This window comes from Actinoallomurus bryophytorum (assembly GCF_006716425.1).
Classification (GTDB): domain Bacteria; phylum Actinomycetota; class Actinomycetes; order Streptosporangiales; family Streptosporangiaceae; genus Actinoallomurus; species Actinoallomurus bryophytorum.
The window spans coordinates 3,419,000-3,443,304 of the sequence record NZ_VFOZ01000001.1 but is presented as its reverse complement, the minus strand read 5'-3'; the positions used below and the strand labels follow the sequence as shown (position 1 = coordinate 3,443,304).

The window sequence follows — 24,305 nt, the reverse complement described above, 5'->3', positions numbered from 1 at the left end:
CGTGAACGGATAAGGGCGGTGGGAGGCGGCAGGGCCGCCTCCCACGGTGCTCATCGCACGTCGACGTAGTCGCCCGAACCGGTCAGGGCGAGATAGGAGGAGTTGCCCGCGTACGTCATGCGCCAGGTGCCGTCCTTGGCGGCCTTGAAGCCGTGGGAGAAGTGCCCGGTGGAGTTCGTCTTCGCGGCACCCTCGTACGTCCAGGTCGTGGCGCCCTTGGCGGCGAAGTAGACCTTCACGCTCTGTCCGGAGTAGGCCTTCCACGCGGTGGTGTACCGCTGGAGGTTCCCGCCGACGGTGATCGTCTTCCTCTTGCTCACCGGCTCGGGCGAGGCGTTGAACGAGGTGACACGCGTCCGGTACCGGGTGTCGACGTAGTCGGTGGTACCCGTGGAAGGCAGGAAGTCCGATCCGGGCGCCACCGTGGCCCGCCAGTAGCCGTCGCCCGTCGCGGTCGCGGGGATGGTGAAGTACCCGTTGGCGTCGGCCGCGCCGTGGGCGACCGTCGTCCATTTCTTGTTGTCGGCCGAGAACTGCAGGTCGACGTTCCCGTCCTTGACCGGAGCGTTCGCGCCGACCGGCATGGTCTTGGTCAGCCGCCCGTGACCGGTCAGCGTCGAGCCCCTTCCGACGGGCTCCGGCGCGGCGTTGAAGCCGACGATCTGCGTGGGATCCTTCACGACCATGTAGCCGGTCTGCGCTCGGGCCCCCAGGTAGGGGCCAAGTCCCTGCGTACCGACCGCGTTCTTGAAGGTCTGGGGGGTCTCGGCGATCCACTGGGCGCTCCTGGAGGCGATGGCCTGGAACGCGAGGCGACCGTCGGCGTCGGTGAGCTTGCCGGCCTGAGGAAAGTCGGCGCCGGAAACCGGATCGTGGAGGTAGATCCGCACGAACTGGCCCGGGGCTCCTGTCCACCCACCGTCCGCGGTCTGCCGTTCGAGCCTGCCGGCCACGTTCACCGTGTCGCCGACCACGCTCGGCGGCGGGGCCACCGACAGGGAGAGCCTGGTCGTCGCCGACTGGACGTGCAGCGGGACCGGCGTGGTCCTGACCAGGCTGTAGTCACTGTTGCCACGGAAGGACATGGTCGCGTCGTCTTCGACCATCGTCGGGTTCTGCCCGGTGGTCGTCAGCGTCAGGTCGGTGGTGAAACGGCCGTCGGTGTCGGTCGTCGTGTTCTTGACGCAGCCGCCGTCGAAGCCGGCACAGACGCTGACACTGGGCACGCCCTTGTCGGTGCCGTCAGTGTCGGTGTAGACGAGACGGCCCGCGTACGTGACGGTGTCGTGGTCCACGTCGACCGTTGGGGGCGTCAGGGTGAACTCACTGAAGTGCGTGGGGAGCCTGTCGGCTGCCTGTGCCGACACATCGGCCGGGACGAACAGCGCCGCCGAGATGACGGCGGCGGCGACCGCGGGGGCGCCGATGATTCTTCGCAAGAGGGTTCCTTCTGGCAGGTGACGAAAAGGGGGGGTGGTCAGCGCACGTCGACGTAGTCGCCCGGACCGGTGACGGTGACGTAAGTGGTGCTTCCGGCATAGATCGCGCGCCAGGTGCCATCCTTGGCCGCAGTGAAGGTGTGGGAGAAGTGGCCGGTGGAGCTCGTCTTCGCGGTCCCCTCGTACGTCCAGGACGTGGCGCCCTTGGCAGCGAAGTAGATCTTGACGCTCTGGCCGGAGAACGCCTTCCAGGCCGTCGTGTCGCGTTTCAGCGTCCCGGCGACGGTCAGGCGCCTGCCCTTCGCGATCGGCTCCGGTGACGCGTTGAAGCCCGAGATCGCGGTCCGGTACCCGACGTCGACGTAGTCCACGCTGCTCGTGGAAGGGAGGTCCGGCCAGTCTTCCGTCCGGACTCGCCAGTAGCCGTCGCGCTCCGCCGGAGTCGAGAGGCTGAAGTAGCCCTGGCTGTTCGGGTGGTCTTCGTACAGGTCGGTCCACTTCTTGCCGTCGGCCGAGAACTGCAGCACCGGGTAATCGGTCGCCGGCTCCGTCGAGCCGTCCGCCGTCACCCGCATGACCCGGCCGGTCGCGGTGAGCTTGGCACCCTTGCGGACCGGCTCGGGCGCGGCGTTGAAGCCGGTGACCAGCGTGCGGTGGGCGGCGCGCTGCCAGGTGTTCGCGAACGCGACGGTGTAGGGGTATCCACGACCCGGCAGCGGTGTCTCGACGCCCCAGAAGCCCTCGTCGCTCACCGGCACACGTGTGGAAATCCGGTAGGTGCCGTCGGCGGCCGTTGTCCCCTCGGCGATCCGCGTGCCGTCCACGAACACACGTACGGTCTGTCCCACGACGCCGATCCATCCGCCGTCCGGCGTCTGCCGTTCGAGAAGTCCGCTGACCTCCACCGGATCGCCGACCACGGACGGTGTGTGATCGAACCCCATGGTGATCCGAGCCTGAACCTGGGTGACGTGCAGGGCGATCCCCGATCCCACGAATGTGCTCTGACGCTCGGCGTCGCCGTTGAAAAAGGCTTCGGCCTCGCCGTCCCTCAACTGAGGCTGGGCCCCCGTCGAGGACAGGGTCACTGGGCTGCTGAACCGCCCGTCCGCGTCCGTCTCCGTGGTCGCGACGCACCGCCCGTCCTTGTCGAGGCAGACGCGCGCTCCCGGCACGCCCTGGTCGGTGCCGTCGGCGCCGGTGAAGACGAGACGCCCCGTGTACGTCGCCGTGGGGTGGTCGACGTCGAGCGACGTCGGCGTGACCGAGAACTCGCTGAACCGCGCCGGTGCGCGGGTGTCGGCCGTGGCCGGCACCTGGGCGGCGGCCAGAATGAGGCCCGCCGCGAGTACGGCTCCGAGAGCTCTGAACACACGTGTCTCCAAGGGGAAGGGGGCGAAATCCCTTAGATGACGTGTTGTCCCGACCGAGAGTTGTCAGCCCCTATGACACGATTTGATCACTTAAAGATCATGGCCGGAGCGGATGGCCGACAGCCAGGCGGACGCCTCGGCGAAGTCGGCGTCGTGGGTGCCGCGGCGGATCTCCGGGCGCCCCTCGTCGGCGCGCGGGTAGCTGCCGAGGAACCGGATGTCGGAGCAGACGCGGCGCAGGCCCATGAGCGCCTCGCCGACCCTGGCGTCCTCGACGTGGCCCTCGCAGTCGATCCAGAAGCGGTAGCGGCCGAAGCCGTCGCCGGTCGGCCGGGACTGGATCAGGGTCAGGTTGACGCCGCGCACCGCGAACTCGGTCAGGAACTCCAGCAGCGCGCCGGGATGGTCGTCGGTCAGGTAGGCCATCAAGGACGTGCGGTCCATGCCGGTCACCGCGTCCGGCGGCTCCGGGCGGCGTACGAGGACGAACCTCGTGACGGCGCCGGCGCGGTCGGCGATGCCCTCGGCCGCCGGGACCAGGCCGTAGCGCTCGCCCGCGATGGGCGCGGCGATCGCCGCGTCGAACTCCGAGGTCGGGTCGGAGACCGCCATCGCGGCACCCGCGGTGGACGTGCCGGTCGAGACCTCCGCGTCCGGCAGGGTCTCGGCGAGCCACCGGCGGCACTGCGCGTACGCGTGCGGGTGGGTGCAGACGCGCTTGATGTCGCCGAGGCGTGTGCCGGAGCGTACGAGCAGGGAGAACTCCACGGGCAGCAGCACCTCGCCCGCGATGATCAGGGCGTCCCCGTCGGCAAGGTCGTCGACGGTGGTGGTCACCGGGCCCTCGACCGAGTTTTCCAGCGGGACCATCGCGGCGTCCGCGTCGCCGCGGCGTACCGCGTCCAGGGCCGCGGGCACCGTCGCGTACGGCTCGCGCGGGGCGGACGCCGCCTCGGGCAGGGTGAGCAGCGCGGCCTCGGTGAAGGTGCCCTCCGGACCGAAGTAGGCAAAACGGTCAGAGCGACCTTCGCCGCCCGTACTGCCGCCTTGACGCTGGTCGTGCTCGGTCACGAAGTCCCCTCAAACCCGATCCGGTCCGCTGTCATTCCAGGTTACGGGCTTCCACGGACCCCTATGGGGGGTTCGTGGCGATCGGGGCCTCAGGCAGGTGAGGACGGCTGGCCGTTGACGCGGACGTCGAGCCGGTCGTCGAGCCTGATCGACGGGCCACGGCCGAGCCGGGCGGCCCGTACGACGTGGTCCTCTTCCGGCGACAGCACCTGCTGGCTGCGTCCGCTCTGGATCACGCGTGCGTAGGTGCGGGTCTCGGTGCGGCCGTTGATGGAGGTGAGGACGACGCCGTCCCCAAGGGCGTTGAGCATCGCCAGCGAGAACGACAGGCCGCCCGAAACCTCCTTGAGCGCGTCATAGTGGACGATCGCGACATCACGGACGGCGCGGTTGTCACCGGCGCCGGAGGTGACCTGGAGCTGACGGCGCATCATCTCGGCACACTCCTCGAAGGCCAGCACCGCGCGCTTGCGCGCGGTGAGACCCGCGTAGAGGCCGAGTCCCCCGAGGATGATTCCGATCAAAGCCAACGTGATAAGGATCACGAACCGAGCGTACCCACCCGGGCTTCGTTACGCGAGGTATCCGCGCCGTCACTTTCCGGATTCGGTGCACGGCGGCGCGGCCGGAGCGCGAACAGGAGCCCGATCGCGCCCAGGCCGTACGCGTCCTGGACGATGCGCCCCAGGAACCTCGGGCCGATGTGGTCCGCCAGCATGGTGATCCCCCACCAGGGCACGTGCAGGACGTAGAAGAGCCAGACGCCGGCGGCGAGGGCGATACGGCGCCGGTCGCGGCCGTCTCCGACGATGGCGCCTAGGACCACGACCAGCCAGGCGAGGTGGTGGATCCAGGCGACCGGTGAGACCAGCACCGCGAGCAGCCCGGTGATGGCGACACCGCGGATCTCGTCCCCGTTCCTCCAGGCGTGGCGTGCGGCACGGAAGCCGAAGTAGGCGACGATCGCGACGCACACGAGCCACAGCAGCGAGGTGACGGCGTCCGGCCAGTAGAGCCGCAGCAGCATCCCGCGTATCGACTGGTTCGTGGTGGAGGTGTTGGAGCCCAGCCGGTCGCTGTCGAACAGCGCACGGAACCAGTAGTCGGCCGAGTCCGCGGGCAGGATCAGGAAGGTCAGGAGCGTGGCCGCCACCGAGGCGACGGCGGCGGTGACCGCCTCACGCCGGCGTCCGGTGATCCAGAAATAGATCACGAAGACCCCGGGCACCAGCTTGATCGCGGTGGCCAGCCCGACCAGGACGCCGCGGGGCCAGCGCGTACGGCCCGGGGCGATGTCCGCGACGCACATGGCCACGAGGAGGATGTCGACCTGCCCGAAGCGGATCTGGTCCTGCAGCGGCATGGCGTACGCGCACAGCGCGACGAGCGCGCCGATCATGATCGGCGCCCACGACCGGATTCGGCCGAGCAGCGCGGCGAAGGAGTAACGCACCACTAGGGTCATGGCCACGAAGATCAGCGCCGTCCAGAGCCACTGGGCGGCGGTCCAGGGGACCAGGGCGAGCGGCACTGCCAGCAGCACCGCGAAGGTCGGATAGGTGAAGGGCAGCAGTTGCGGCGGCTGAGTCATGAAGTCATAGACCGGCGCCCCGTGCAGCACCGCCTGGCCGCCCGAACGGTAGACGTCGAGGTCGACGAGGCGTTGGTCGGGCTGGTTGGTCAGCCAGTGCAGGACGAGAGGCCCGACCGCGACGGCGGCGATGACGATTGCCGCGACGACGATCATGGTCTGGCGTATCGTCCTTCGACCACCCATGTGTCCATCCTGTCCCACGTCCGCGGCTAGCCTGGGGACGTCCCAGACATGGAGGTGATCGTGGCACAGCCGCGCAATGCGGGACGTAGCCACACAAAGGGCGTCATAGCCGCGCTTTTTGCGGCCGTGGCGCTGGTTCTCCTGCCCGCCATGGCCTCGGCGGCGCCGGCGAGCGCCCCGGTCAGCGGCCATGTCGTGGTGATCGGCGTGCCCGGCCTGCTGTGGAGCGACATTCACGATACCGCCACGCCGAACCTCGCCCGGCTGGCCGCGCAGGGTTCCTCCGCGGCGCTGTCGATCAAGACCGTCGGTCCGCACACGTGCCCGATCGACGGCTGGCTGACCATCTCCGCGGGGCAGAGATCACAGCTTCGGAACGGCAGCTGCGGCCTGGCACCCGCGCCGGACGGCAATGCCGTCCCCGGCTTCGCCGCGATGCGCGACGACAACGCGCACAACAAGTACAAGTCCGACGTCGGCCTGCTCGGTGACGCGGTCCACCACGCCGGCGGCTGCACGATGGCGATCGGGCCCGGCGCCGCCCTCGGCGCGGCCGACAGTGCCGGGCGGGTGGACGGGTACGTTCCGTCCACCGAGCAGATCCCGGCCGACGGGCTCTCCCGGTGCCCGCTGACGATGATCGACATCGACGACGTGTTCCACGCCTTCATCGACGCGGGCGTGGACGTGAACGGCCACCAGGTCCCGGTCACCGTCAAGAAGCGCGCGGCGGCCGTGAAGAGCGCCGACACCCAGATCGGCCAGGCCCTCACCGGCCTGCCCCCGAACACCACCGTGCTGATCGCCGGGCTGTCGGACGCGAACGTCTCGGCGCACCTGCGCGTCGCCATCGCGAGCGGCCCTGGCTACTCCGCTCATTACCTGACCGCGGACTCCACGCGTACCGGCGGGCTCGTCACGCTGACCGACGCCACCGCGACGATCCTGCACACCCTCGGGCTCAAGCAGCCGAGCGACGCGGTGGGCTCCCGGTGGCGCGCCGACGGCGCACAGCCGGCCTCCGTCACCACGCTCGCCAAGCGGCTGAACGACCATGACGTGGCCGCGCAGTCCTACAGCCGCCTCAATGTGCCCTTCTACCTGGTCCTGGTCATCGTCCAGGTGGCGCTGTACGCCTTTGGCACGTTCGCGCTCAGCCGCAAGCGGGGCCGGATCCTCACGGTGACCAGAGTCGCCGCGGTGGCCGGGGCCGCGCTGCCCGTGGCCTCCTTCCTCGCCAACCTGGTGCCGTGGTGGTCGGCCGACCACCCGGCCGTCATCCTGGTCGCCGCCATCGTGGTGCTGGTCGGTGTGATCACGGCCGCGGCCCTGGCCGGTCCGTGGCGCCGGTCGATCATCGTTCCGGGGGCCATCGTCGGCGGCCTGACGGCACTCGTGCTCACGCTCGACGCCCTTACCGGAAGTCACCTGCAGACGTGCAGCATGCTCGGGTACACGCCGCTCGTGGCGGGACGCTTCTACGGCTTCGGCAACATCCCGTGGGCGGTGTGGGTGACCGGCCTGATCATCACGACCGGGGCCGTGGCCGGGTGGTTCCAGAGCTCCGGGCGCGGCCGCCTCGCGACCGCGACCGTGATCGGCGCCGGGATCCTCGCGCTCGTGATCGACGGCGCGCCCTTCGCGGGCGCGGACTTCGGCGGCATCATCGCCATCTTCCCCGGCTTCGCGGTCTTCGCTTTGATGATCGCCGGTCGGCGGGTCCGCCTCTCGCGGCTCCTCCTCGTCCTGGCCGCCGGGGTGGTCGTCGTCCTGGGAATGTCGTTCCTGGACTCGCTGCGCGCCGACCCGACGCACATCGGGGAGTTCTGGAAGAGCCTGACGAACGGCGACGGGGGGACGATCATCTTCCGCAAGTTCCGCGGGATGATCGGCACCTTCCACAATTGGGAACTCTCGCTCATCGCGATCGCCGCCGTGGTCTTCCTGATCTTCGCGCTGCTGCGGCCGCTCACCTGGCGCGCCGCCGTACTCCACACGGCCTACGAGCGGGCTCCCGCGCTGCGTCCGACGCTCATCGCCGTGCTCGTCACGGGCGGGGTGGGCATGCTGGTCAACGACTCCGGCGTGGCGATCCCGGCGCTGGCGTTCACCTTGGCGATCCCGCTGGCGCTCGCGGCGAGCATCCAGGCGCTTGGGCCCGAGGAGACCAGCGAGCCGCCATCACCATCAGAGCGACCAGAGTCAGCGTCAGCGCCCAAGGCGTGATCTGCGCGCGTACGACGGTGATCAGCCAGTCCAGCCGGTGCGGCAGGCCCGCCAGCCGGGGATCCCTGGCGGGCAGGTAGGCGAGGGCGAGCACCGACGTACGGGCCAGCAGCAGCCAGTCGAACGCCGACCATGCCAGCAGCGCGACCATCGCCCAGCCGAGCCCGTCGTACCAGGGCAGGGCGTATGGCGCGGCGAACAGCCAGGCGAGCGCGAGCGCGGCGGTGATGCGAAACGTCTCGTTCCCGTCCGCGTAGGGCCTTGGCAGGGCGCGGAGCAGGAGTACGACCAGCAGGAGGGTCAGCAGGACCGAGCCGGTCTGCACGGTCCCGCGCGACACCGTTACGAGCAGCCCGCCGGTCGACCCCGCCAGCAGGTGCCAGGGCGTGGCCAGCGACACCGACTTCGAGGCGCGATTCAGCTGGTCGAGGGAGTGCGGCCCGGCGAGCAGATAGGCCAGGCCGGCGACGGCGGCGGCCGGGACGCACAGCGCCACGACGCGTGCCGCGATGCTCCGGCGCTCGCCGGGCGCCCGCCACCACGCACCCAGGAGTACAAGGAGCGGGCCGCCGCCGGCGATCGCGACATTGACCTTGACCGCGGCGCCCGCGCCGATGAGCGCGCCCACCAGCAGACAGCGGCCGAGGCCAGGCCGCGGCCGGCGCGCGAACACCGCCAGTCCGGCCACCGCGAAGACGATCGCCAGCACGTCGTTGTGCGCCCCGCCGACGAGCTCGAACAGCAGGAGCGGGTTGGCCGTCCACAGGAGTACGGCACGCAGCTCACGGCCGGCGTCCCCACGTGCGGACCGGTAGAGCAGCAGCCCGGTCGCGAGGAACGCGAGGGCGTTCGTGAGCGACATGACGAAGACCGTGAGACGCGCCGAGGTGCCCCCGATCTTGCTGGCGAACGCCTGCTGCGCGGTGGCGATCGGCCCGTAGACGGTCGGGGTGGCGGCCCAGTCCTGTACGGCACGGGCCACCGGGTCGCCGGGCAGGTCCCGCGCGGTCGTGGCGTACGGGTCGTGGCCGGTGGCGACCATGCGGCCGTACGCCGCGTAGTTGAGGTGGTCGGCCGATCCGACCGGCGGCATCAGCGCGAACGCCGCCGTGGCGATCACACCGGCGAGCAGGAGCACCCGCGGCCGGAACGACCAGCCCCTTCGCGCCGCGAAAAGACAGAGACCCAGACCGGCCGCGCTGAGTACGACGCCGGCGGCGGTGAGGCAGATGACGAGGTACGGGGAGGGATGGGCGACGAGGGAGTAGGGAGGCTGCCCGGCTCTGCCGGGGAGCGCGGGCTCCATCACGGACGGCCCGAGCAGAGCGGTCAGCAGGAGACAGGCGAGGCCGGCGCCGCCGAGGAACAGGCCCGGGGCACCCCAGGTTCCACGCCCGGACGCGGAGCCGGAAGGCGGCCCCGGTCCGCCGGACCGGCCCGGCCTGGCGGAGTCGCCGACGGTCCCAGGCGCAGGGCCGGACGAGGCGGAATCGCCGACACCCCCAGACCCCGGGCCGGACGAGGCGGAGCCGCCGACACCCCCAGACCCCGGGCCGGACGAGGCGGAGCCGCCGACACCCCCAGACCCCGGGCCGGACGAGGCGGAGCCGCCGACACCCCCAGACCCCGGGCCGGACGAGGCGGAGCCGCCGACACCCCCAGACCCCGGGCCGGACGAGGCGGAGCCGCCGGCGGTCCGCCCTGGCCCGACGTTATCCACAGAACCCCGCTCTACTTCCGCCCGCCGCTGTTCCCGTTGGACAATGAGAGTGGGATGGCACCCCCGGGCGGGTGGGCTCCAGGCGGGTGGGCTCCAGGCGGGTGGGCTCCAGGCGGGTGGGCCCCAGGCGGGTGGGCCCCAGGCGGGTGGGCCCCAGGCGGGTGGGCCCCAGGCGGGTGGGCCCCAGGCGGGTGGGCCCCAGGCGGGTGGGCCCCAGGCGGGTGGGCCCCAGGCGGGTGGGCTCCAGGCGGGTGGGCTCCAGGCGGGTGGGCCCCAGGCGGGTGGGCCCCAGGCGGGTGGGCCCCAGGCGGGTGGGCCCCAGGCGGGTGGGCCCCAGGCGGGTGGGCCCCAGGCCGGCGGGCCCCAGCACGGCGGGCCCCAGCACGGCGGGCGCCTGACCGAGGACTTCGGGACGGGCCGTGGGGCCTAGGTCGGGCGCGTCGGAGTCGCCCGGCAGCTCATACGCCCTGGAGTCCCCACGGGTGCTTTCGGCCGGCCGCTCGCCTTCCCGGCGCGAGACCGGCCCCCCGGGGCGCTCGGGGCCGCGTGAGGTCGGGGCGTGAGGGACGGCAGGCGCCGGTGAGCACGCTTCTCCAGCCGGCTCTGGGTCGGCGCCTGTGGCGGGCGCCTGGGCGACGCGTCCCGGATGGGCGCCCGGGGGGCGGGAGCCGTACGGTTCAGCGGGCGCCACGGCGCAGTCGGTCCAGTTGCCTGGTCACGGCGGGCTCGCGGGCCGCCAGGGCGCGCCCGACGTCGCGGAACTGGCGGGCGCGGTGCAGCTGGGCCCGCCAGTCGGTGCCGGTGGCGCGGTGCGAGAGCGGCACCTCGACCTCGGCGATCTTGAAGCCCTTGCGCAGGAGGTCGATGGTCAGGCCGGTCTCGACGCCGAAGCCCGGCGCGAGTGGCTGGGCGGCGTCGAAGGCGGCACGGGTCAGGCAGCGCTGGCCGTTGAGCGGCTGAGTCGCGGACCAGCCGGTGAGCCGCTTGATGCCGTCGCGCGCCAGGCGTACGACGAAGCCGTGCCCGCCGAGCTTGATCAACTCACTGAAGACAGCGATCGTCATGCCGGCCGAGCCGTCGCGTACGGGCTCGATGAGCGGGCCGGCCTGCTTGGCCGTCTCACCAAGGTCGGCGTCGAGGAACAGCAGGTGATGCGGCACATCCTCGTCGAGAAGACGCACGGCTGCCGCGCCGGTCTCCATGGCGGCGCCCTTGCCGCGGTTGCGCGAGTGCCGGATGACCCTCGCGCCGCAGCCGGCGGCCAGCCGTCCGGTCGCGTCCGTGGATCCGTCGTCGACGACGACCACCAGGTCGACGCCGGGTAGTGACGCGGCGGCCTCCACGGTCGCGGCGATCCGGTCCTGCTCGTCTTTGGCCGCGATAATGACGGCCGTGTCCGCCTGCATGAAGGCGATGGTAGTGCGACTACGTCCGTCCGACGGCAGGTACGGCATCGTGCACGGAGAACACCGTGTCGAGGCCGGTCACCTGAAGGATCCGGCGTACCGCCGAACGGGGCGCCGCGAGCTCCAGCGAGCCGCCTTGCTCCCGCAGCCGTTTCATGGCCGAGAGCAGGACGTTCATCCCGGTCGAGTCACAGAACTCGACCCCGCTGAGGTCCACTACAAGCCGGGTCACTCCGTCGCGCACCAGCGCGGCGAGCTCCGTTTGCAGTCTGGGTGCCGTATAGAGATCGACCTCGCCGTATACAGAGACGACGGCGTGACCTCCCTGAGATGCAGTCGAGATCTTTAGCTCCACGAGCCGCACACTAGCGCCCCCCGAGCGGGGGAACCAGAGGCGAACAGGATTAGGGCCTGTCCGTTGCCCGGTAGTGGGATGTCCTTTGCCTGAACGGTGCGCAGTTTTCAGCATTTCTTAGGACATTTGTTCATCAGGTCGGCGCAGGTCAGAGTACACAGAGATCATCTCGGTTCTGCCGACCTGATGTGTGGGAATTCCCCCACCGGCGCGTCGCGCTTACGAGAAACTAGGCACGTGGGACACAGGTCCGGGAATTCCGGGGGAGCCTGCCTCCGCGCCGCACACCGGCCGGAGCGGGCGCGATGACCAGACTCGACGATCCGCGGCGCAGCCGGCTCCGCGAGCGCCTCGAGATCATCCGGACTCGGTCGCAGAAGTCCAGTTCATGGCGGTCTGTGACGCACTACTTCTCGGGGCTGGTCAACCGCGAGGGCGTCGTGCCGGTGAAGGCCCGGCTGTCGCGCGAGGACCTCAGGTTCCTGGCCTCCGCCCGCGACGAGGTGATCGCCTTCTGCGAGCTGGGCCTGCGCCTGCTCGACCTGCACCAGCCGCGCGACGGCGGCATCTCCAGCGACCCCGCCAGCCCCATCCGCCGCTGCCGCGCGTGCATGTGGCGCTGGCCCTGCCCGACGATCCGCGCCGTCGAGGAGGCCGTCGAACGGCCGCCCGGGTCCTCCTGAGCCCAAAAAAAGCGGACCGGCCGCCACGAGGACGGCCGGTCCACTCACACGGATTCAGGATCAGCCGATGCGACCCTGGCGGACGCCGACCTGCGCGTCCTTACCGCTCGTACCGAGGGTTCCCGCTCCCCACGTCGCCGAGCCCGTCGCGGTGAGGCCCGCAGCGGTGCCCGGCAGCACGCTCACGGCGCCGTCGGTCCCGTTCTCCTTCGGCGCGCCGGCGATCAGGTCGAAGTAGCCGTCGGCGTTGGGGTTGAACAGGTTCACCGTCCAGCCCGCCTCGTCCTCGGCCTCGGCGGCTCCGGGCACACCGGCCGTGTCCTGCGACACGACCTGCGAGCCCGTCCCGCTGAGCCCCGCGTCGGCGCCGTACAGGACGATCGCCTCACCGGCGTGGGCCAGGTTGCTGACCGTGCGGAGCGGCACGCCGATCGCCAGGTCGGACTTGCCGTCCTTGTTGACGTCACCGGCGGCCACCGAGTAGCCGAACCGGTCACCGGCGACGGCCGATCCCGGCAGGCCGGTGCTGTTCTGAGTGATCGTGCTCGTCGTGCCCAGGGTGACGTCCGCGTCGCCCTTGTAGACGGTCACGTGGCCGCCGACGCCGTCGCTCTCGTCGGCGCCGCCCGCCGCGATGTCTCCGATGCCGTCACCGTCGAAGTCACCCACGGCGAGACTGTCGACCCGGGTGAGCGCCTCGCCGGCGAACGACGGGTCGTCATCGGGAGTGAAGTTACGCCACACGTCGAATCCGGACGTCGGGGCCTCGGCGTCCTGCCAGCCGAGGACCAGGTCCGGCTTGCCGTCGCCGTCGATGTCGCCGGCGGCCGTGATGAACGACGTCACCGCGTCGTCGTCCGCCGCGGCCGCCTTGTTCGCCTTGCCCCCTCGTGCGTGTTCCGGCTGGGCCTTCGGCGCGAACACGCGACCGGACTGGCCGGCCTTGCGTGCCGTCAGGGCCGGGCCGGGGTTGTGGAACGGGTAGAACAACGCGTCACCGGGCGCGGTGTCCACCCAGTCGGTATGTCCGTCACCGTCGAAGTCGGCCGCGGTCAGTGAGTAGCCGAAGTGATGCTGCGCGCCGGGGCTCCCCGGCTCGGAGATGGCATCCGAGCCCGTGCCGTTCAGCCCGGACGCCGAGCCCCACAGGATCGTCTCCGAACCCGCGTTCGCACCATCGGTGGTGTCCTCGTCCGGGGCGCCGACGAGGAGGTCCGCGAAACCGTCCTCGTCGTAGTCGAGGGACGTGAGCGAGTAGCCGAAGTGGTCGGCCGCCTCCGGCGTGCCCGGAACTCCCGCCGTGCTCTGGCTGATGACCGTGTGATCGGCCGTGTTGAGGCCGTTCGACGAGCCGTACACGATGGTCACGAAGCCGGCGGTGGTGACGCTGCCGACCGTGCCGTACGGGTCGCCGAGGGCCAGGTCAGGGTAGCCGTCGCCGTTGAAGTCATACGGCACGGCCCCCGCGGCCTTCACCGCCGCCCTTGCCGTGCTCGGAACGGCGGATGCGTGTGCCGCTCCGGCAAGCCCCGCAGCCCCCAGTGCGGTGACCGCGGTCACGGCCAGCGCGCGCGAGAAAACGCGTACTTTCACCAATCCTCCTAAGACACTGCCACTCGCGATGGCGAGTAACGATCAGTGGACGTCGGAGGTTTGGTCCAGGTTTACCTCTTACGAATCTCATACGGCTAACGGCCGATGACGGCCACTTGGCATCACGGACGGTTACCGTGGGGATCATGCGCGTACTGGTGACTGGATCGTCCGGATTTATTGGCTCTCACATCGGCGAAGCGCTGCGCGATCGCGGACACGGCGTCCGTACGATCGACCTCCGGTCGGGTGAGGACGTACGCGACGAGGCCACGGTCATCCGATGCCTGGACGGTGTGGACGTGGTCTGCCACCAGGCGGCCAAGGTCGGGCTCGGCCTGGACGTCTCCGACCTTCCCGACTATGCGTCCGTCAACGTGCTCGGCACGGCCGTACTCCTCGCCGCGATGGCTCGCGTGGGCTGCGACCGGCTCGTGCTGGCCTCGTCGATGGTGGTGTACGGGGAGGGCGCCTACGACTGCGAGGAGCACGGACGCGTACGGCCAGGTCCGCGGGCCGAGGCCGACCTACGGGCCGGGCGGTTCGAGCCGCGATGCCCGATCTGCGGAGCCGCAGTGACTCCGGGGACCGTCGCGGAGGACGCGCCGATGGACCCGCGCAACGCCTATGCCGACACCAAGGTCGGCCAGGAGCATCTGTCGGCGTCCTGGGCGCGGTCGACGGGAGGCTCGGTGATCGCGCTGCGCTACCACAACGTGTACGGGCCGCGGATGCCACGGGACACCCCGTACGCGGGCGTCGCCGCGATCTTCCGGTCGTCCCTCGAACGCGGTGAGGCGCCGCGGGTGTTCGAGGACGGGGATCAGCGGCGCGACTTCGTGCACGTACGCGACGTCGCGGGGGCGAATGTCCTCGCGGTCGAGTCGGTCTCCTCTGGCGGTGACGCGCCGACCGGTGAGCTGACGCCGTACAACGTGGCGAGCGGGGAGCCGCACACGATCGGGGAGATGGCGATCGCGCTGGCCAAGGCGTACGGCGGTCCGGAACCGGTCGTGACCGGCGAATACCGCCTGGGCGACGTGCGGCACATCGTCGCGTCGCCGGAGCGCGCACGCTCCGGGCTGGACTTTCGCGCCTCGGTCTCGTTCGAAGAGGGGATGGCCGAGTTCGCGGTCAGGAACTGACCGTAATGGCTGGTCGACTCGGCGCATGGACACAGAGATTCGCCCGTACCGCATCGACATTCCCCAGGCCGACCTGGAGGACCTGCGTGGGCGCCTGGCCCGTACACGCTGGCCCGACGAGCTGCCCGGTGTGGGCTGGTCGTACGGCGTGCCGCTCGCCCGGGTGAAGGAGCTGGCCGAGTACTGGGCCACGGGCTACTCCTGGCGGGAGCAGGAGGCGAGGTTGAACGCCGCGCCGCAGTTCACGACCACGGTGTTCGGGCAGAACATCCACTTCCAGCATGTCCGCTCACCGGAGCCGGGCGCGCTGCCGCTGATCCTCAGCCACGGCTGGCCGAGCACCATCGCGGACTTCACCGGGCTCATCGGCCCGCTGTCCGACCCGCGCGCCCACGGCGGCGACCCGGCCGACGCGTTCCACCTCGTGGTGCCGTCGCTGCCGGGGTACGGCTTCTCGGGCCCGACCGCCTCGCCGGGGTGGGACGTGTCGCGCGTCGCGCAAGCGTGGGCCGGGCTGATGGGCCGCCTGGGGTACTCGCGCTACGGCGCGCAGGGCGGTGACTGGGGTGCCAGGATCTCCCCCGAGCTGGCCAGGGTCGACCCCTCGCACGTGGCCGGCGTGCACACCAACGCGTTCGTCGCGTTGCCCTCCGGCGACCCTCGCGAGCTGGAGGGCCTCACCCCGGACGAGCGGAAAAGCCTCGGAGGACTGGCCCGCTGGCGGGAGGAGCGTTCGGGCTACGCGCAGATCCAGGCCACCCGCCCGCAGACGCTCGCGTACGCCCTCGCGGACTCGCCGATGGGGCAGCTCGCCTGGTACACCGAGTGGTTCGACGACTACGGGGACAACGCCGGCACCATCGACCGGGACGCCATCCTGACCAACGTGACCGTGTACTGGCTCACCGGGACGGCCGGCTCGGCGGCACGGTTGTACCGGGAAAGCGCGGCGTCCTGGGGTCCGGCAGAGCCGTTGAAGGTGCCGCTCGGCGTGGCGGTGTTCCCCGGCGACTCCACGATCCGCCGTTTCGTCGAACGCGACCACGACGTCGTGCACTGGTCGGAGTTCGACCGCGGCGGCCATTTCGCCGCCCTCCAGGCGCCGGATCTGCTCACCTCCGACATCCGTGCCTTCTTCCGTGGGCTTCGCTGATGTCAGTGAGCCGGTAGCGGGCCTCCGAGGTGTGCCGCGACGCGTTCGTGGAGGAGCTCGTACTCCTCCCGGCGCCGCGGCAGCGGCCCAGGCGGGCGCTTGACGACGCGCGCGCCGGTGACCCGCTGTCCCTCCCGGAACTGCTCGAACGTCAGGTCGATCTCGGCGCCGCTGGGCAGGAGGTTCCAGTAGTGGAATCCGTGCCGGACTCCATCGGCGGCGTGCACCTCGCCGAGCATGAGGTCGCCGCCGAAGAGGTCGTTCACGACGAGAGCGGTGACGTCGCAGTGCCCCCAGGCGGGGTTGTCCGGATGCCAGGGGGCTCTGGCCACGTCGTCGGGGGAGCACGTGTCGGCGGCCCAGGAGGCGCGCAGCGCCTTGTCGATACGATCGAGTGTCCAGGGGGTCACGGCGGCCATCATGCCGGTGGGCACCGACGTTCTCCTCGGGAGTGTTGCCCCATGAGTCCGGCGTCGACCCGTGTCGCGGGTGCCGAGGATCATGACGCGGCCGTCTCGGTGTGGCGGGCGGCCAACATCGCCCGTGGCCGCCCGCCCGGCCCCGAGCGCGTCGACCGGGTACGCGTCAAGCTCGCCGAACCCGGCGCTCTCGTGATCGTCGCGGTCGTGGAGGGGCGCGTACGGGGAATGCTGCTGGCCGAGCCCGGCCTTTCGCCGGGCGGTTCGCCGATCCCCGGGCTGTGTCACCTCTCCATGCTCTTCGTCGATCCGCCGCTGCAGGGCGGCGGCCTGGGCCGGCTCCTGCTGGACCGGCTACGTACGCACGCGGACGGCCTGGGCTGCTCGCGCCTGCAGGTCTGGACCGGTGTGGACAACGATCGGGCGCGGCGGCTCTACCGGCGTGCCGGATTCGTGCCGACCGGCCGGGTCGCCTCTCTCGGCGCCGGCCGGCTCATCGAGCACCTGGTCTGGGCGCCGCGCCCCGGGGCCGGTTGACGATCAGGCGCCGAGAGGGAGGCGTACGACGAAGCGGCAACCCTCACCGGCGTTCGAGACCCCGATCTCGCCCGCATGGGCCTCGACGATGCCGCGCGCGATGGCGAGCCCGAGGCCCGCGCCACCACCCGGCGTACGCGCGGTCTCGCCCCGGAACGCCACGTCGAACAGGCGCGGCAGGTCCTCATCCGGGATCCCGCCGCACGCGTCGGAGACGGTGACGCACGCCATGCCGTGTTCGACCCCGGCGATGATCTCGACGCCTCCGTCCTGCGGGGTATGACGGATGGCGTTCACGACGAGGTTGCGAAGGGCGCGGCCGAGCTCCGCGGCGTCGACCTCGACGGGAAGCACACCCTGGGCGAGGCCACTGAGCCGTACGCCCTTGGCGCGGGCGAGAGGTTCGGTGCCAGCGACGGCCTCGGAGACGAGCTCACCGAGGCCGACCCGCTGCCGGGAGAGCCGCAGCGCGCCCGCGTGGATGCGGGAGAGTTCGAACAGGTCGTCCACCATCGCGGCCAGGCGGTCGGCCTCGGCGCGGATCTGGGAGTGGTAGCGGTGCACGGTCTCGGCATCGGTGACCACCTCGTCCTCGAGCGCCTCGGCCATGGCGCGCAGGCCGGCCAGGGGCGTACGCAGGTCGTGGCTGACCCAGGCGACGAGCTCGCGGCGGCTGGTCTCCAGGGCACGTTCGCGCGCGTGGGCCGCCTCCAGGCGTTCGTACGCGGTGGAAAGCTCGGTGGCGAGCTCGTTCAGCTCGGCCGGAAGCGTCTTTTCCGGCGGCACGAAGCGCCCGCTGTCCCCGGCACGCCGTACGGCGTCGAGCAGGGAACGGCTGGCGGCGATCAGCCGGTGGCCGAGCAGCAGGGAGGCCCCGAGCCCGACCAGGCCCGCGATCGCCGTGACGGTGAGCGTCACCGACCGGTCGTGGTCGGTGATCAGCATCCTCATCGTGATCGCGATGATGCCGGTGACGGTCGCGAGAACGGTCGCCGCCGAGACGACGGTCAACAGGATCGCGATGGACCGCCCGCGCAGGGCGTACAGCAGCGCGACGCCGACGGCTCCGGTGAGCAGCGCGGCACTCGCGGCGTATGCGGCGACCTCGACGAACGCATGGAGAGGGATCATGTGACGGGCTCATATCGGTAGCCGACGCCCCAGACGGTGAGAATCCGCTGGGGAACGGTGGGGTCTTCTTCGATCTTCTCCCGCAGCCGCCGTACGTGGACGGTCACGGTCGAGGAGTCGCCGAACTCCCAGCCCCAGACCTTTTCCAGCAGGTCGGCGCGGGTGAACGCCTGCCGCGGATGCCGCATCAGGAACGCCAGCAGATCGAACTCCCGCGCGGTGAGGGAGATCTCCTGGTCGCCGAGGCGTACCTCGTGTGCGGCGGTGTCCACGACCAGGTCACCGTCGGTGGCCGTCCCGCCGGTCGGAGTCAGCGCGCCTCTCGCCCTGCGGAGGACGGACCGTACGCGTAGTGCCAGTTCACGGGGGCTGAAGGGTTTGGTGACGTAGTCGTCGGCACCGGTCTCCAGCCCGACGAGCCGGTCGGTCTCCTCGCCGAGCGCGGTCAGCATGACGATGGGCACGGGCCAGCGTTCCCGCAGCCGCCGGCAGACCTCGAGGCCGTCGATACCGGGCAGCATGAGGTCGAGGACGACCAGGTCGGGGAGTCTTTCGGCGGCGATCTGAAGGGCGGTGTGCCCGTCCGCGACGCAGTCGACGTCGTACCCGTCACGCATGAGGTACCGGGCCACGACCTCGGCAACGGTCGGATCGTCGTCGACCACCAGAATGCGGCCGGTTTCGGTGTTCACCATGGCGACCTCGTCAGTTCGGGTCGTGGGTCGGTGTGCTGTGGAGACGTTGAGCCAGGGCGCCGCGGGAGGCAGCCGTTCGCCGTTGTCCCCGCAGCGTACGGGAGGCGGGACTGCGGTCCGCCACTGTGCGTAGCCGTCGAGACGCCGAACGCCCTTCCGGAATGGGGCGGGGTGTGGGCGGGGGCCAGTGCTTGGGGTTTGCCTGCTTGGGGTTTGCCTGCCTTGGATGGGCCTTTCTGGGGCGGGCCTGCCTTGGGTCGGCCTGCCTCGAACGGACCGGTCTCGAGTGAGCCTTCCCTGAACGGACCTGGCCCGCGCAGGGCCGCCTTGAACGGGCCCGCCTTGAACGGAGCCGCCGTGCACAGGCCGGCCTTGAGCGGACCTGACCTAAGCGGGCTTGCCTTGAGCCGACCTGACTTAAGCGAACTTGCCTTGAGCCGACCGGCCGTGCACAGGCCTGCATTGAGCAGGCCCGTCCCAAGCAGGCCTATCTTGAGCGGGCCGGTCTTAAGCGGCTCTGCCTTGAACAAGTCTGTTCTGAGCGGGCCGAGTCCCCGCACTACTTGTTGTCCGCGCGTCCGCCCCGCGCGCTTTGGTAGAGCCGCTGAGGCGTTCATCGACGCGTACCGCCCTGCAAATACGTGGGCAGTCCCGGCAGGAGGTCGGCGCGAGCCGACGTCGACAGGAGGTCGGGACGGGCCGAAGCGGGCAGACCGTCGGCGCGGGCCGAAGCAACCAGGCCGTCGGCATGGGCCGGAGCCGACACGAGGTCGGCGCGGGCCGAAGCAAGCAGACCGTCGGCGCGGGCCCCGGCCACGGCGAATCCGAACCCGGCCGGGCCCTTCTCGCCGGCCCATCGCGACCGAACCGGGTCGCGCCGTCGAAGCGGTCCGCGCGGCACGCCGCCGCCTGGACGGGTCCGGCATGCGACGCGTCCGGACGGCAAGACGTGACCTGCCGCGGCCGGTTGGTGACCTGCGCTGATGGTCCCGACCACACCCTCGTTTGATCGGGGCCACCCGCACAGTAGCGACCGCGTGCGATAGGCGGTGCCTGAATGTTCGGGTCGGTATGAAGCCGATGCCGATGGCATTGCCGACGAGGGACTTTCCGACGAGGACGCCAGAGCGCCGCGCGGAGAGTCCGCGAAAGCATCGGTAAATGCCGCGCAGACCGGAGAAACCGAGGAGGCCCAGGCTGCCCCGGAGCCCACGAATACGCCTGAGAACACCAGCGGCTCCCCGACCGTCGAACCGGCCGGCAAGGCATCCTGAAGCCCCGAAGAGACGCCACCAACGTTGATCGTTTCACACAGGAAGGCAGAAGTTATCCACAGTCTGTGGGACCCCTTGCCCCGCCAATCCACAGGCCGCGAGGATAGAAATGGGACGGTCCCCCTTGGGCGGGCGGGGACCACCTGTGCGAGGGTGGGCATGATCGGGGCAATGGGGGTGGCATTCCCGGCGGTGGCGTCGCGGGAATGGGCATCAGTGCTGGTCGCTGGGCATATCGGGATTGGTAGCGGGACGACTGGAGGCGTCGCTCGGTGGCTGCGATTTTCGCCTTCTGTGGCTCGCCGCGTGATCGCGATGGTGGAGGCGGATGAGGAGTCGGCGGTGGTTGACGGGCCTGCTGCCGGCTTCGTTCCCTTGAAGGTTGTCCACCGCGGTATCCACAGGGCACACCCAACAAGACGCGAAACCAAAACCGGGCCGCCGCCACCCACCCAGGCCACCACCCCGGCCGCGCTGGCCGGTGAAGGCGTGACCTCGTTTTCAAAGACATCGGTCGAGCCTCCACCGGATACCTCGGCCGTGCTCGGACCGTCCGTGTCGCGGGTGCGGCTCGCGGCATGCGCGGACGGCGCCGCGGCGGCCCGGCGGGCGCGGGCCGTGGACGGTACCTGGAAGCTGGCCACCTCTCGACCCTAGGGCTGACCTGGGTCGTCGCCCGGGCTTCGTCACTACTCCGTAAGAGACCGTCGAACGGCCGGGCGTCGAATCCATGCACCACTTCATCACCCCGTAAGGGTCATCACGCCCAGACCTGGCATAACGTCCCCCCGCATGGTCGACCTTGTCCTTCCCGGTCCGTACGAGGCCGGGGCCCTGCTCTGAGCGCTTGAGCGGATGCCGGACGGCCATCTCGCGATCGTCGTCGACAGCGGGTCCACGGACGGCTCGGTGGCGCAGGCCACTACGACACACCGACACGGCGGTCGCGGCATGATCGGTCGGACGTACGCGGGGTCGCTCGCGGGCCTCACCCCCCGGACGAGGATCGCTCGCGGGCCTCATCCCCGGACGAGGGTCGCTTGCGGGCCTCATCCCCGGACGCCGGCGAACTCCGGGCCCTGCCTCGGCACGGCCGGCTGAGACCGAGCACGAGGACGGGCGGACGGAGTGGGTGCCCTTCACGTCGCAGCTCGCGCGACCCGGCGACGACGCTCCGCTGGTTCGGTGTGACGGCCGACGCTCGACATCGGCTCAGAGGCCGGACGCCTGACCCTCGCGCCCGCGCCCGCTCGGGCTCGGGCTCGGGCTCGGGCTCGGGCTCGGGCTCGCCGAGCGTGGGCTGCCGGTGCTCACGATCGGCGCCAGGCCCTACGCCGTCAAGGTGACCCACGCGGCCGGTGGGCCGGCGCTGCTTCGTGGCGTCTTCGACCGGATTCCCGGCGCCGGAGGGCGGAAGACCATCCTGCTCGCCGGCGGCAACATCGGCATCGGCGGGGAACCCGACCCGTGCTCCCGTGGCGCGCTCGGCAGGTACGGCCGTGCCATTGTCGAGCCCGGCGACGAGACGCGCACCGAATGGGTCCGCCTGCGACGATGAATGGCAGGTCAGCGAAGGACTCCGCCGGTCACATGTCAGCGCCGACGCCATCGGCGAATGCGCGAGCGCGGCCGGGCTGAACGCCGCCGCCACCTGGACCGGAGCAACCCGAACGTTCGCCGAACTCATTCCGTGATGCCTACGCCACGCGCCGAAGCCACGCACGCGCACCGACACTTTCAGCGGCGTCGCAATTGCTGCCGACACCATGCCGGACCGCGTACTCTCCCCTCATGGGTAAGACGATTCTCTCCATTCTCGGCATACTGCTGGCGATCTGGCTGGTCTTCATGGTGATCGGCATGATCATCTCGGCGTTGAAGTTCCTGATCTGGGTCGGCTTCCTCGCGGTCATCGGTGCGATCATCGTGACTCTGATCAGCAGGATGGCCAAAAGTAAATAAGTAGGGCCTTGTCGGGCAATGTCGGGTACCCGCATGATTCGGCCATGAATCTCACCGGCTTGCTCCGAGAGCGCGCGGCCGTGTCCCCCGACCGGATCGCCTACATCTACCAGGACGAGCAGGTCACGTTCGGGGAGTTCGATCGCCGGGTCGACAAGGTGGCGGCCGCACTGCGCGCCTCGGGTGTACGCCCCGGAGATCGTGTCGCGATCCTCGACAAAAACTCCCTCCCCCATGCCGAGCTGCTGTTCGGTGCCGCCCGCGCCGGTGCCGTACAGGTTCCGGTCAACTACCGGCTCGCGGCCGACGAGATCGCCTACATCGTCGACAACGCACGGGCGCGGGTCCTCGTCGCCGATGCGGAGTTCGTGCCCATCCTGGATGAGATCGCCGGCCGCCTCGAACACACCGAGCACCTGATCGTCATCGGCCCCACGGACGCGTACGAGGACTACGCCACCTGGAGCGCCCAGGAGAGCGAGCACGCACCGGCCGAAGAGGACGAGGGCGAGGTGTTCGTCCAGCTCTACTCCTCCGGCACGACGGGCCTGCCCAAGGGCGTCATGCTGACGCACGACAACTTCTTCGCCCTGCTGCCGATGGTCGACCGGCTCTGGGATCTCAAGCCCGAGAGCATCAACATGGTCGCGATGCCGATGTACCACATCGCGGGCTGCACGCTCGCGCTCGGCGCCGTCTACGCCGGCATCCCCGGTGTGATCATGCGGGAGCCCGACCCGGTGGCGATCGCCAAGGCGATCGAGGCGCACCGGGTCACGCATGTGTTCTTGGTGCCGGTCCTGCTGCTGTTCATGCAGCAGATCCCGCAGGTACGCGAGGCCGACCTGTCCAGCCTGCGGCTCCTGCTGTACGGCGCCTCGCCGATCAGTGACGAGGTGCTGGTCGGCGCGATGCGGCTACTCCCGGGTACGGCGTTCATGCAGGTGTACGGGCTGACGGAGACGACGGGCGCGATCACCTATCTGCCCCCGGAGGATCACGTGCCGGACGGGCCGCGGCTCCGCAGCGCCGGTGTCGCGAACCCCACGACCGAGCTGAAGATCATCGATCCGGCGAGCGGCGCGGACCTGGCTCCGGGTCAGGTCGGCGAGATCGTCTGCCGCACGCCACAGAACATGCGGGGCTACTGGTCGCTGGAGCAGGCGACGCGCGACACCCTCCTGCCCGACGGCTGGCTGCGTACCGGTGACGCCGGCTACCTCGACGAGGACGGCTATCTGTTCATCCACGACCGGGTCAAAGACATGATCATCTCGGGTGGCGAGAACATCTACCCGGCCGAGGTCGAGAACGTCCTGATGAGCCATCCGGCGGTGGCCGACTGCGCGGTGATCGGGGTGCCGGACCAGAAGTGGGGCGAGACACCCAAGGCCATCGTGGTCCTGGACGGGGAGGCCACCGGGCGGGAGCTGATCGACTTCTGCCGCGCCAGGCTGGCGCACTTCAAGTGCCCGACCTCGGTCGAATGGATCGACGCGATCCCGCGTAACCCGACCGGAAAGGTTCTCAAGCGCGGCCTGCGCGAGCCGTATTGGAAGGATCAGACGCGCGCGGTGCACTGAGCCACGGGATGCCAGAGGGGGAGCATGATTCCGTTCCAGTCCGGCCCGCCACTGCCACCGGATCGCCTGCGGGCGATCCTCGGCAACGCGATCATGCGCCAGGTCCATCTCGGCTGGCGGATCGAGTCCCAGGTAGACAACTACGCGGTGATGGCCACCGGAGGCAAGGTCAACCACCCGCTCCACCTGCTCGGCACCGTCCTGACGTGCGGGGCATGGCTGCCGGTCTGGGTGATCATGGGGGCGACGGGCGGTGAGAGGCGGGTCTCCATCACCGTGGCCCCGAACGGCGTCGTCCTGTTCGACGGCCGCCCGGCGGCGCTGCCGCCCGTACCGGCGCGGCCCCCGCGCGGTCCGGTGGTCAGGCACTGGCGCGGCAACTCCAACGCCGAGGCGATCGCCGCCGCGACCCTGCGCCGTGACCTGCGCCGTGCCGCACGCCGGCACGCGGCGGAGGACCCGATGCTCGCCCGCGAGCTACGGATCGGCCGGCCCGACCTGCCACGGGAGTACGACGACGGCGGCCTCGTCGACCTCAACCACGCGCCGCCGCCCGCCCTGACCGCGCTCTCCGGTGTGACCCCCGAGATCGCCGAGCGCATCGTCTCGATGCGCGAGAACGTCGGCGGTTTCACCTCCGCCGAGGAGCTCGTGGTCACCGTCGACCTGCACCCCGACCTGACGCCGGAGATCAAGGAGTACGGCATCTTCCTGCCATGATCGGGCGGAAAGTCCAGGAAATATACCGACTGAGAGGAAAGCA

22 protein-coding genes are annotated in these 24,305 nt (G+C 70.5%); 10 read left to right on the top strand and 12 right to left on the bottom strand.

The window, feature by feature from the left end; translation table 11 throughout:
• Window positions 1-50 precede the first annotated feature (50 nt).
• From FB559_RS16065 to FB559_RS16045, 5 genes are all read right to left on the bottom strand, one after another.
• Window positions 51-1,439: a hypothetical protein gene (locus FB559_RS16065; RefSeq protein ID WP_141956373.1), complete on the bottom strand. Its 1,389-nt coding sequence runs from the start codon at window positions 1,437-1,439 to the stop codon at window positions 51-53.
• A gap of 38 nt (window positions 1,440-1,477) precedes the next feature.
• Window positions 1,478-2,812 carry a hypothetical protein gene (locus tag FB559_RS16060; protein ID WP_141956372.1) on the bottom strand — a complete coding sequence of 445 codons (1,335 nt, stop codon included), beginning with the start codon at window positions 2,810-2,812 and terminating at the stop codon, window positions 1,478-1,480.
• A 90-nt stretch (window positions 2,813-2,902) separates the two neighbouring features.
• Entirely contained in the window at window positions 2,903-3,883 is a 981-nt protein-coding gene (pheA, locus tag FB559_RS16055; RefSeq protein ID WP_141956371.1) for a prephenate dehydratase, read from the bottom strand.
• 89 nt (window positions 3,884-3,972) lie between these two features.
• Window positions 3,973-4,413 carry a DUF4446 family protein gene (locus FB559_RS16050; protein WP_246121644.1) on the bottom strand — a complete coding sequence of 147 codons (441 nt, stop codon included), beginning with the start codon at window positions 4,411-4,413 and terminating at the stop codon, window positions 3,973-3,975.
• A gap of 11 nt (window positions 4,414-4,424) precedes the next feature.
• Entirely contained in the window at window positions 4,425-5,660 is a 1,236-nt protein-coding gene (locus FB559_RS16045) for a glycosyltransferase 87 family protein (RefSeq protein ID WP_141956370.1), read from the bottom strand.
• 126 nt (window positions 5,661-5,786) lie between these two features.
• On the opposite strand from FB559_RS16045, the gene FB559_RS16040 reads away from it, so the two are divergent.
• A complete protein-coding gene (locus FB559_RS16040; RefSeq protein WP_141956369.1) occupies window positions 5,787-7,886 on the top strand; it encodes an alkaline phosphatase family protein in 2,100 nt (699 codons plus the stop codon).
• Here the strand turns inward: FB559_RS16040 and mptB are convergent.
• From mptB to FB559_RS16020, 3 genes are all read right to left on the bottom strand, one after another.
• Window positions 7,768-9,606, bottom strand: coding sequence for a polyprenol phosphomannose-dependent alpha 1,6 mannosyltransferase MptB (gene mptB, locus FB559_RS16035; protein WP_483902901.1), 1,839 nt, complete (start codon window positions 9,604-9,606; stop codon window positions 7,768-7,770). The two genes, FB559_RS16040 and mptB, sit on opposite strands and share 119 nt — an antisense overlap.
• Window positions 9,607-10,283: 677 nt before the next feature.
• Window positions 10,284-11,012: a glycosyltransferase family 2 protein gene (locus tag FB559_RS16025; RefSeq protein ID WP_141956367.1), complete on the bottom strand. Its 729-nt coding sequence runs from the start codon at window positions 11,010-11,012 to the stop codon at window positions 10,284-10,286.
• A gap of 19 nt (window positions 11,013-11,031) precedes the next feature.
• Complete coding sequence (locus FB559_RS16020) at window positions 11,032-11,367, bottom strand: STAS domain-containing protein (RefSeq protein WP_246121642.1); 336 nt, start codon at window positions 11,365-11,367, stop codon at window positions 11,032-11,034.
• 305 nt (window positions 11,368-11,672) lie between these two features.
• Here FB559_RS16020 and FB559_RS16015 point away from each other — a divergent pair, with 305 nt between their 5' ends.
• Window positions 11,673-12,050: a hypothetical protein gene (locus FB559_RS16015; RefSeq protein ID WP_141956365.1), complete on the top strand. Its 378-nt coding sequence runs from the start codon at window positions 11,673-11,675 to the stop codon at window positions 12,048-12,050.
• A 60-nt stretch (window positions 12,051-12,110) separates the two neighbouring features.
• On the opposite strand, the gene FB559_RS16010 is transcribed toward FB559_RS16015, so the two are convergent.
• Window positions 12,111-13,643: an FG-GAP-like repeat-containing protein gene (locus FB559_RS16010; RefSeq protein ID WP_141956364.1), complete on the bottom strand. Its 1,533-nt coding sequence runs from the start codon at window positions 13,641-13,643 to the stop codon at window positions 12,111-12,113.
• A gap of 146 nt (window positions 13,644-13,789) precedes the next feature.
• Between FB559_RS16010 and FB559_RS16005 the strand changes: the two genes are divergently transcribed.
• Together FB559_RS16005 and FB559_RS16000 are read left to right on the top strand one after the other, a co-directional pair.
• The gene (locus tag FB559_RS16005) at window positions 13,790-14,788 is read left to right on the top strand and encodes an NAD-dependent epimerase/dehydratase family protein (RefSeq protein ID WP_141956363.1); all 999 of its coding nucleotides are present in this window, start codon (window positions 13,790-13,792) and stop codon (window positions 14,786-14,788) included.
• A 25-nt stretch (window positions 14,789-14,813) separates the two neighbouring features.
• Complete coding sequence (locus FB559_RS16000) at window positions 14,814-15,941, top strand: epoxide hydrolase family protein (RefSeq protein ID WP_141956362.1); 1,128 nt, start codon at window positions 14,814-14,816, stop codon at window positions 15,939-15,941.
• Window positions 15,942-15,943: 2 nt separating this feature from the next.
• On the opposite strand, the gene FB559_RS15995 is transcribed toward FB559_RS16000, so the two are convergent.
• Window positions 15,944-16,375 (bottom strand): YunG family protein, encoded by a 432-nt coding sequence (locus FB559_RS15995; RefSeq protein ID WP_221640041.1) that lies wholly within the window; start codon window positions 16,373-16,375, stop codon window positions 15,944-15,946.
• Between the two features lie 27 nt (window positions 16,376-16,402).
• On the opposite strand from FB559_RS15995, the gene FB559_RS15990 reads away from it, so the two are divergent.
• Window positions 16,403-16,897 (top strand): GNAT family N-acetyltransferase, encoded by a 495-nt coding sequence (locus FB559_RS15990; protein ID WP_141956361.1) that lies wholly within the window; start codon window positions 16,403-16,405, stop codon window positions 16,895-16,897.
• Between the two features lie 3 nt (window positions 16,898-16,900).
• On the opposite strand, the gene FB559_RS15985 is transcribed toward FB559_RS15990, so the two are convergent.
• Together FB559_RS15985 and FB559_RS15980 are read right to left on the bottom strand one after the other, a co-directional pair.
• Window positions 16,901-18,028 (bottom strand): sensor histidine kinase, encoded by a 1,128-nt coding sequence (locus FB559_RS15985; RefSeq protein ID WP_141956360.1) that lies wholly within the window; start codon window positions 18,026-18,028, stop codon window positions 16,901-16,903.
• On the bottom strand, window positions 18,025-18,723 hold the full coding sequence (locus tag FB559_RS15980) for a response regulator transcription factor (RefSeq protein ID WP_141956359.1): 699 nt from the start codon (window positions 18,721-18,723) through the stop codon (window positions 18,025-18,027). The genes FB559_RS15985 and FB559_RS15980 overlap by 4 nt, the downstream gene beginning before the upstream one ends.
• A 1,580-nt stretch (window positions 18,724-20,303) precedes the next feature.
• Between FB559_RS15980 and FB559_RS15975 the strand changes: the two genes are divergently transcribed.
• From FB559_RS15975 to FB559_RS15955, 5 genes are all read left to right on the top strand, one after another.
• A complete protein-coding gene (locus tag FB559_RS15975; RefSeq protein ID WP_141956358.1) occupies window positions 20,304-20,654 on the top strand; it encodes a hypothetical protein in 351 nt (116 codons plus the stop codon).
• Window positions 20,655-21,303: 649 nt separating this feature from the next.
• A complete protein-coding gene (locus tag FB559_RS15965) occupies window positions 21,304-21,555 on the top strand; it encodes a hypothetical protein (RefSeq protein WP_185792239.1) in 252 nt (83 codons plus the stop codon).
• A gap of 233 nt (window positions 21,556-21,788) precedes the next feature.
• Window positions 21,789-21,959, top strand: coding sequence for a hypothetical protein (locus FB559_RS43900; protein WP_185792238.1), 171 nt, complete (start codon window positions 21,789-21,791; stop codon window positions 21,957-21,959).
• Window positions 21,960-22,003: 44 nt separating this feature from the next.
• A complete protein-coding gene (locus tag FB559_RS15960; RefSeq protein ID WP_141956355.1) occupies window positions 22,004-23,542 on the top strand; it encodes a long-chain-fatty-acid--CoA ligase in 1,539 nt (512 codons plus the stop codon).
• A gap of 24 nt (window positions 23,543-23,566) precedes the next feature.
• Complete coding sequence (locus FB559_RS15955) at window positions 23,567-24,262, top strand: ComEA family DNA-binding protein (protein ID WP_246121640.1); 696 nt, start codon at window positions 23,567-23,569, stop codon at window positions 24,260-24,262.
• Window positions 24,263-24,305 lie beyond the last annotated feature (43 nt).

Excerpts from the sequence above, each read along its gene's own strand:
- FB559_RS16045 (WP_141956370.1), bottom strand. The coding sequence starts at position 5,660 with ATGGGTGGTCGAAGGACGATACGCCAGACCATGATCGTCGTCGCGGCA.
- FB559_RS16025 (WP_141956367.1), bottom strand. The coding sequence starts at position 11,012 with ATGCAGGCGGACACGGCCGTCATTATCGCGGCCAAAGACGAGCAGGAC.
- FB559_RS16015 (WP_141956365.1), top strand. The coding sequence starts at position 11,673 with ATGACCAGACTCGACGATCCGCGGCGCAGCCGGCTCCGCGAGCGCCTC.
- FB559_RS16005 (WP_141956363.1), top strand. The coding sequence starts at position 13,790 with ATGCGCGTACTGGTGACTGGATCGTCCGGATTTATTGGCTCTCACATC.
- FB559_RS16000 (WP_141956362.1), top strand. The coding sequence starts at position 14,814 with ATGGACACAGAGATTCGCCCGTACCGCATCGACATTCCCCAGGCCGAC.
- FB559_RS15990 (WP_141956361.1), top strand. The coding sequence starts at position 16,403 with ATGAGTCCGGCGTCGACCCGTGTCGCGGGTGCCGAGGATCATGACGCG.
- FB559_RS15985 (WP_141956360.1), bottom strand. The coding sequence starts at position 18,028 with ATGATCCCTCTCCATGCGTTCGTCGAGGTCGCCGCATACGCCGCGAGT.
- FB559_RS15980 (WP_141956359.1), bottom strand. The coding sequence starts at position 18,723 with ATGGTGAACACCGAAACCGGCCGCATTCTGGTGGTCGACGACGATCCG.
- FB559_RS43900 (WP_185792238.1), top strand. The coding sequence starts at position 21,789 with ATGGGTAAGACGATTCTCTCCATTCTCGGCATACTGCTGGCGATCTGG.
- FB559_RS15960 (WP_141956355.1), top strand. The coding sequence starts at position 22,004 with ATGAATCTCACCGGCTTGCTCCGAGAGCGCGCGGCCGTGTCCCCCGAC.
- FB559_RS15955 (WP_246121640.1), top strand. The coding sequence starts at position 23,567 with ATGATTCCGTTCCAGTCCGGCCCGCCACTGCCACCGGATCGCCTGCGG.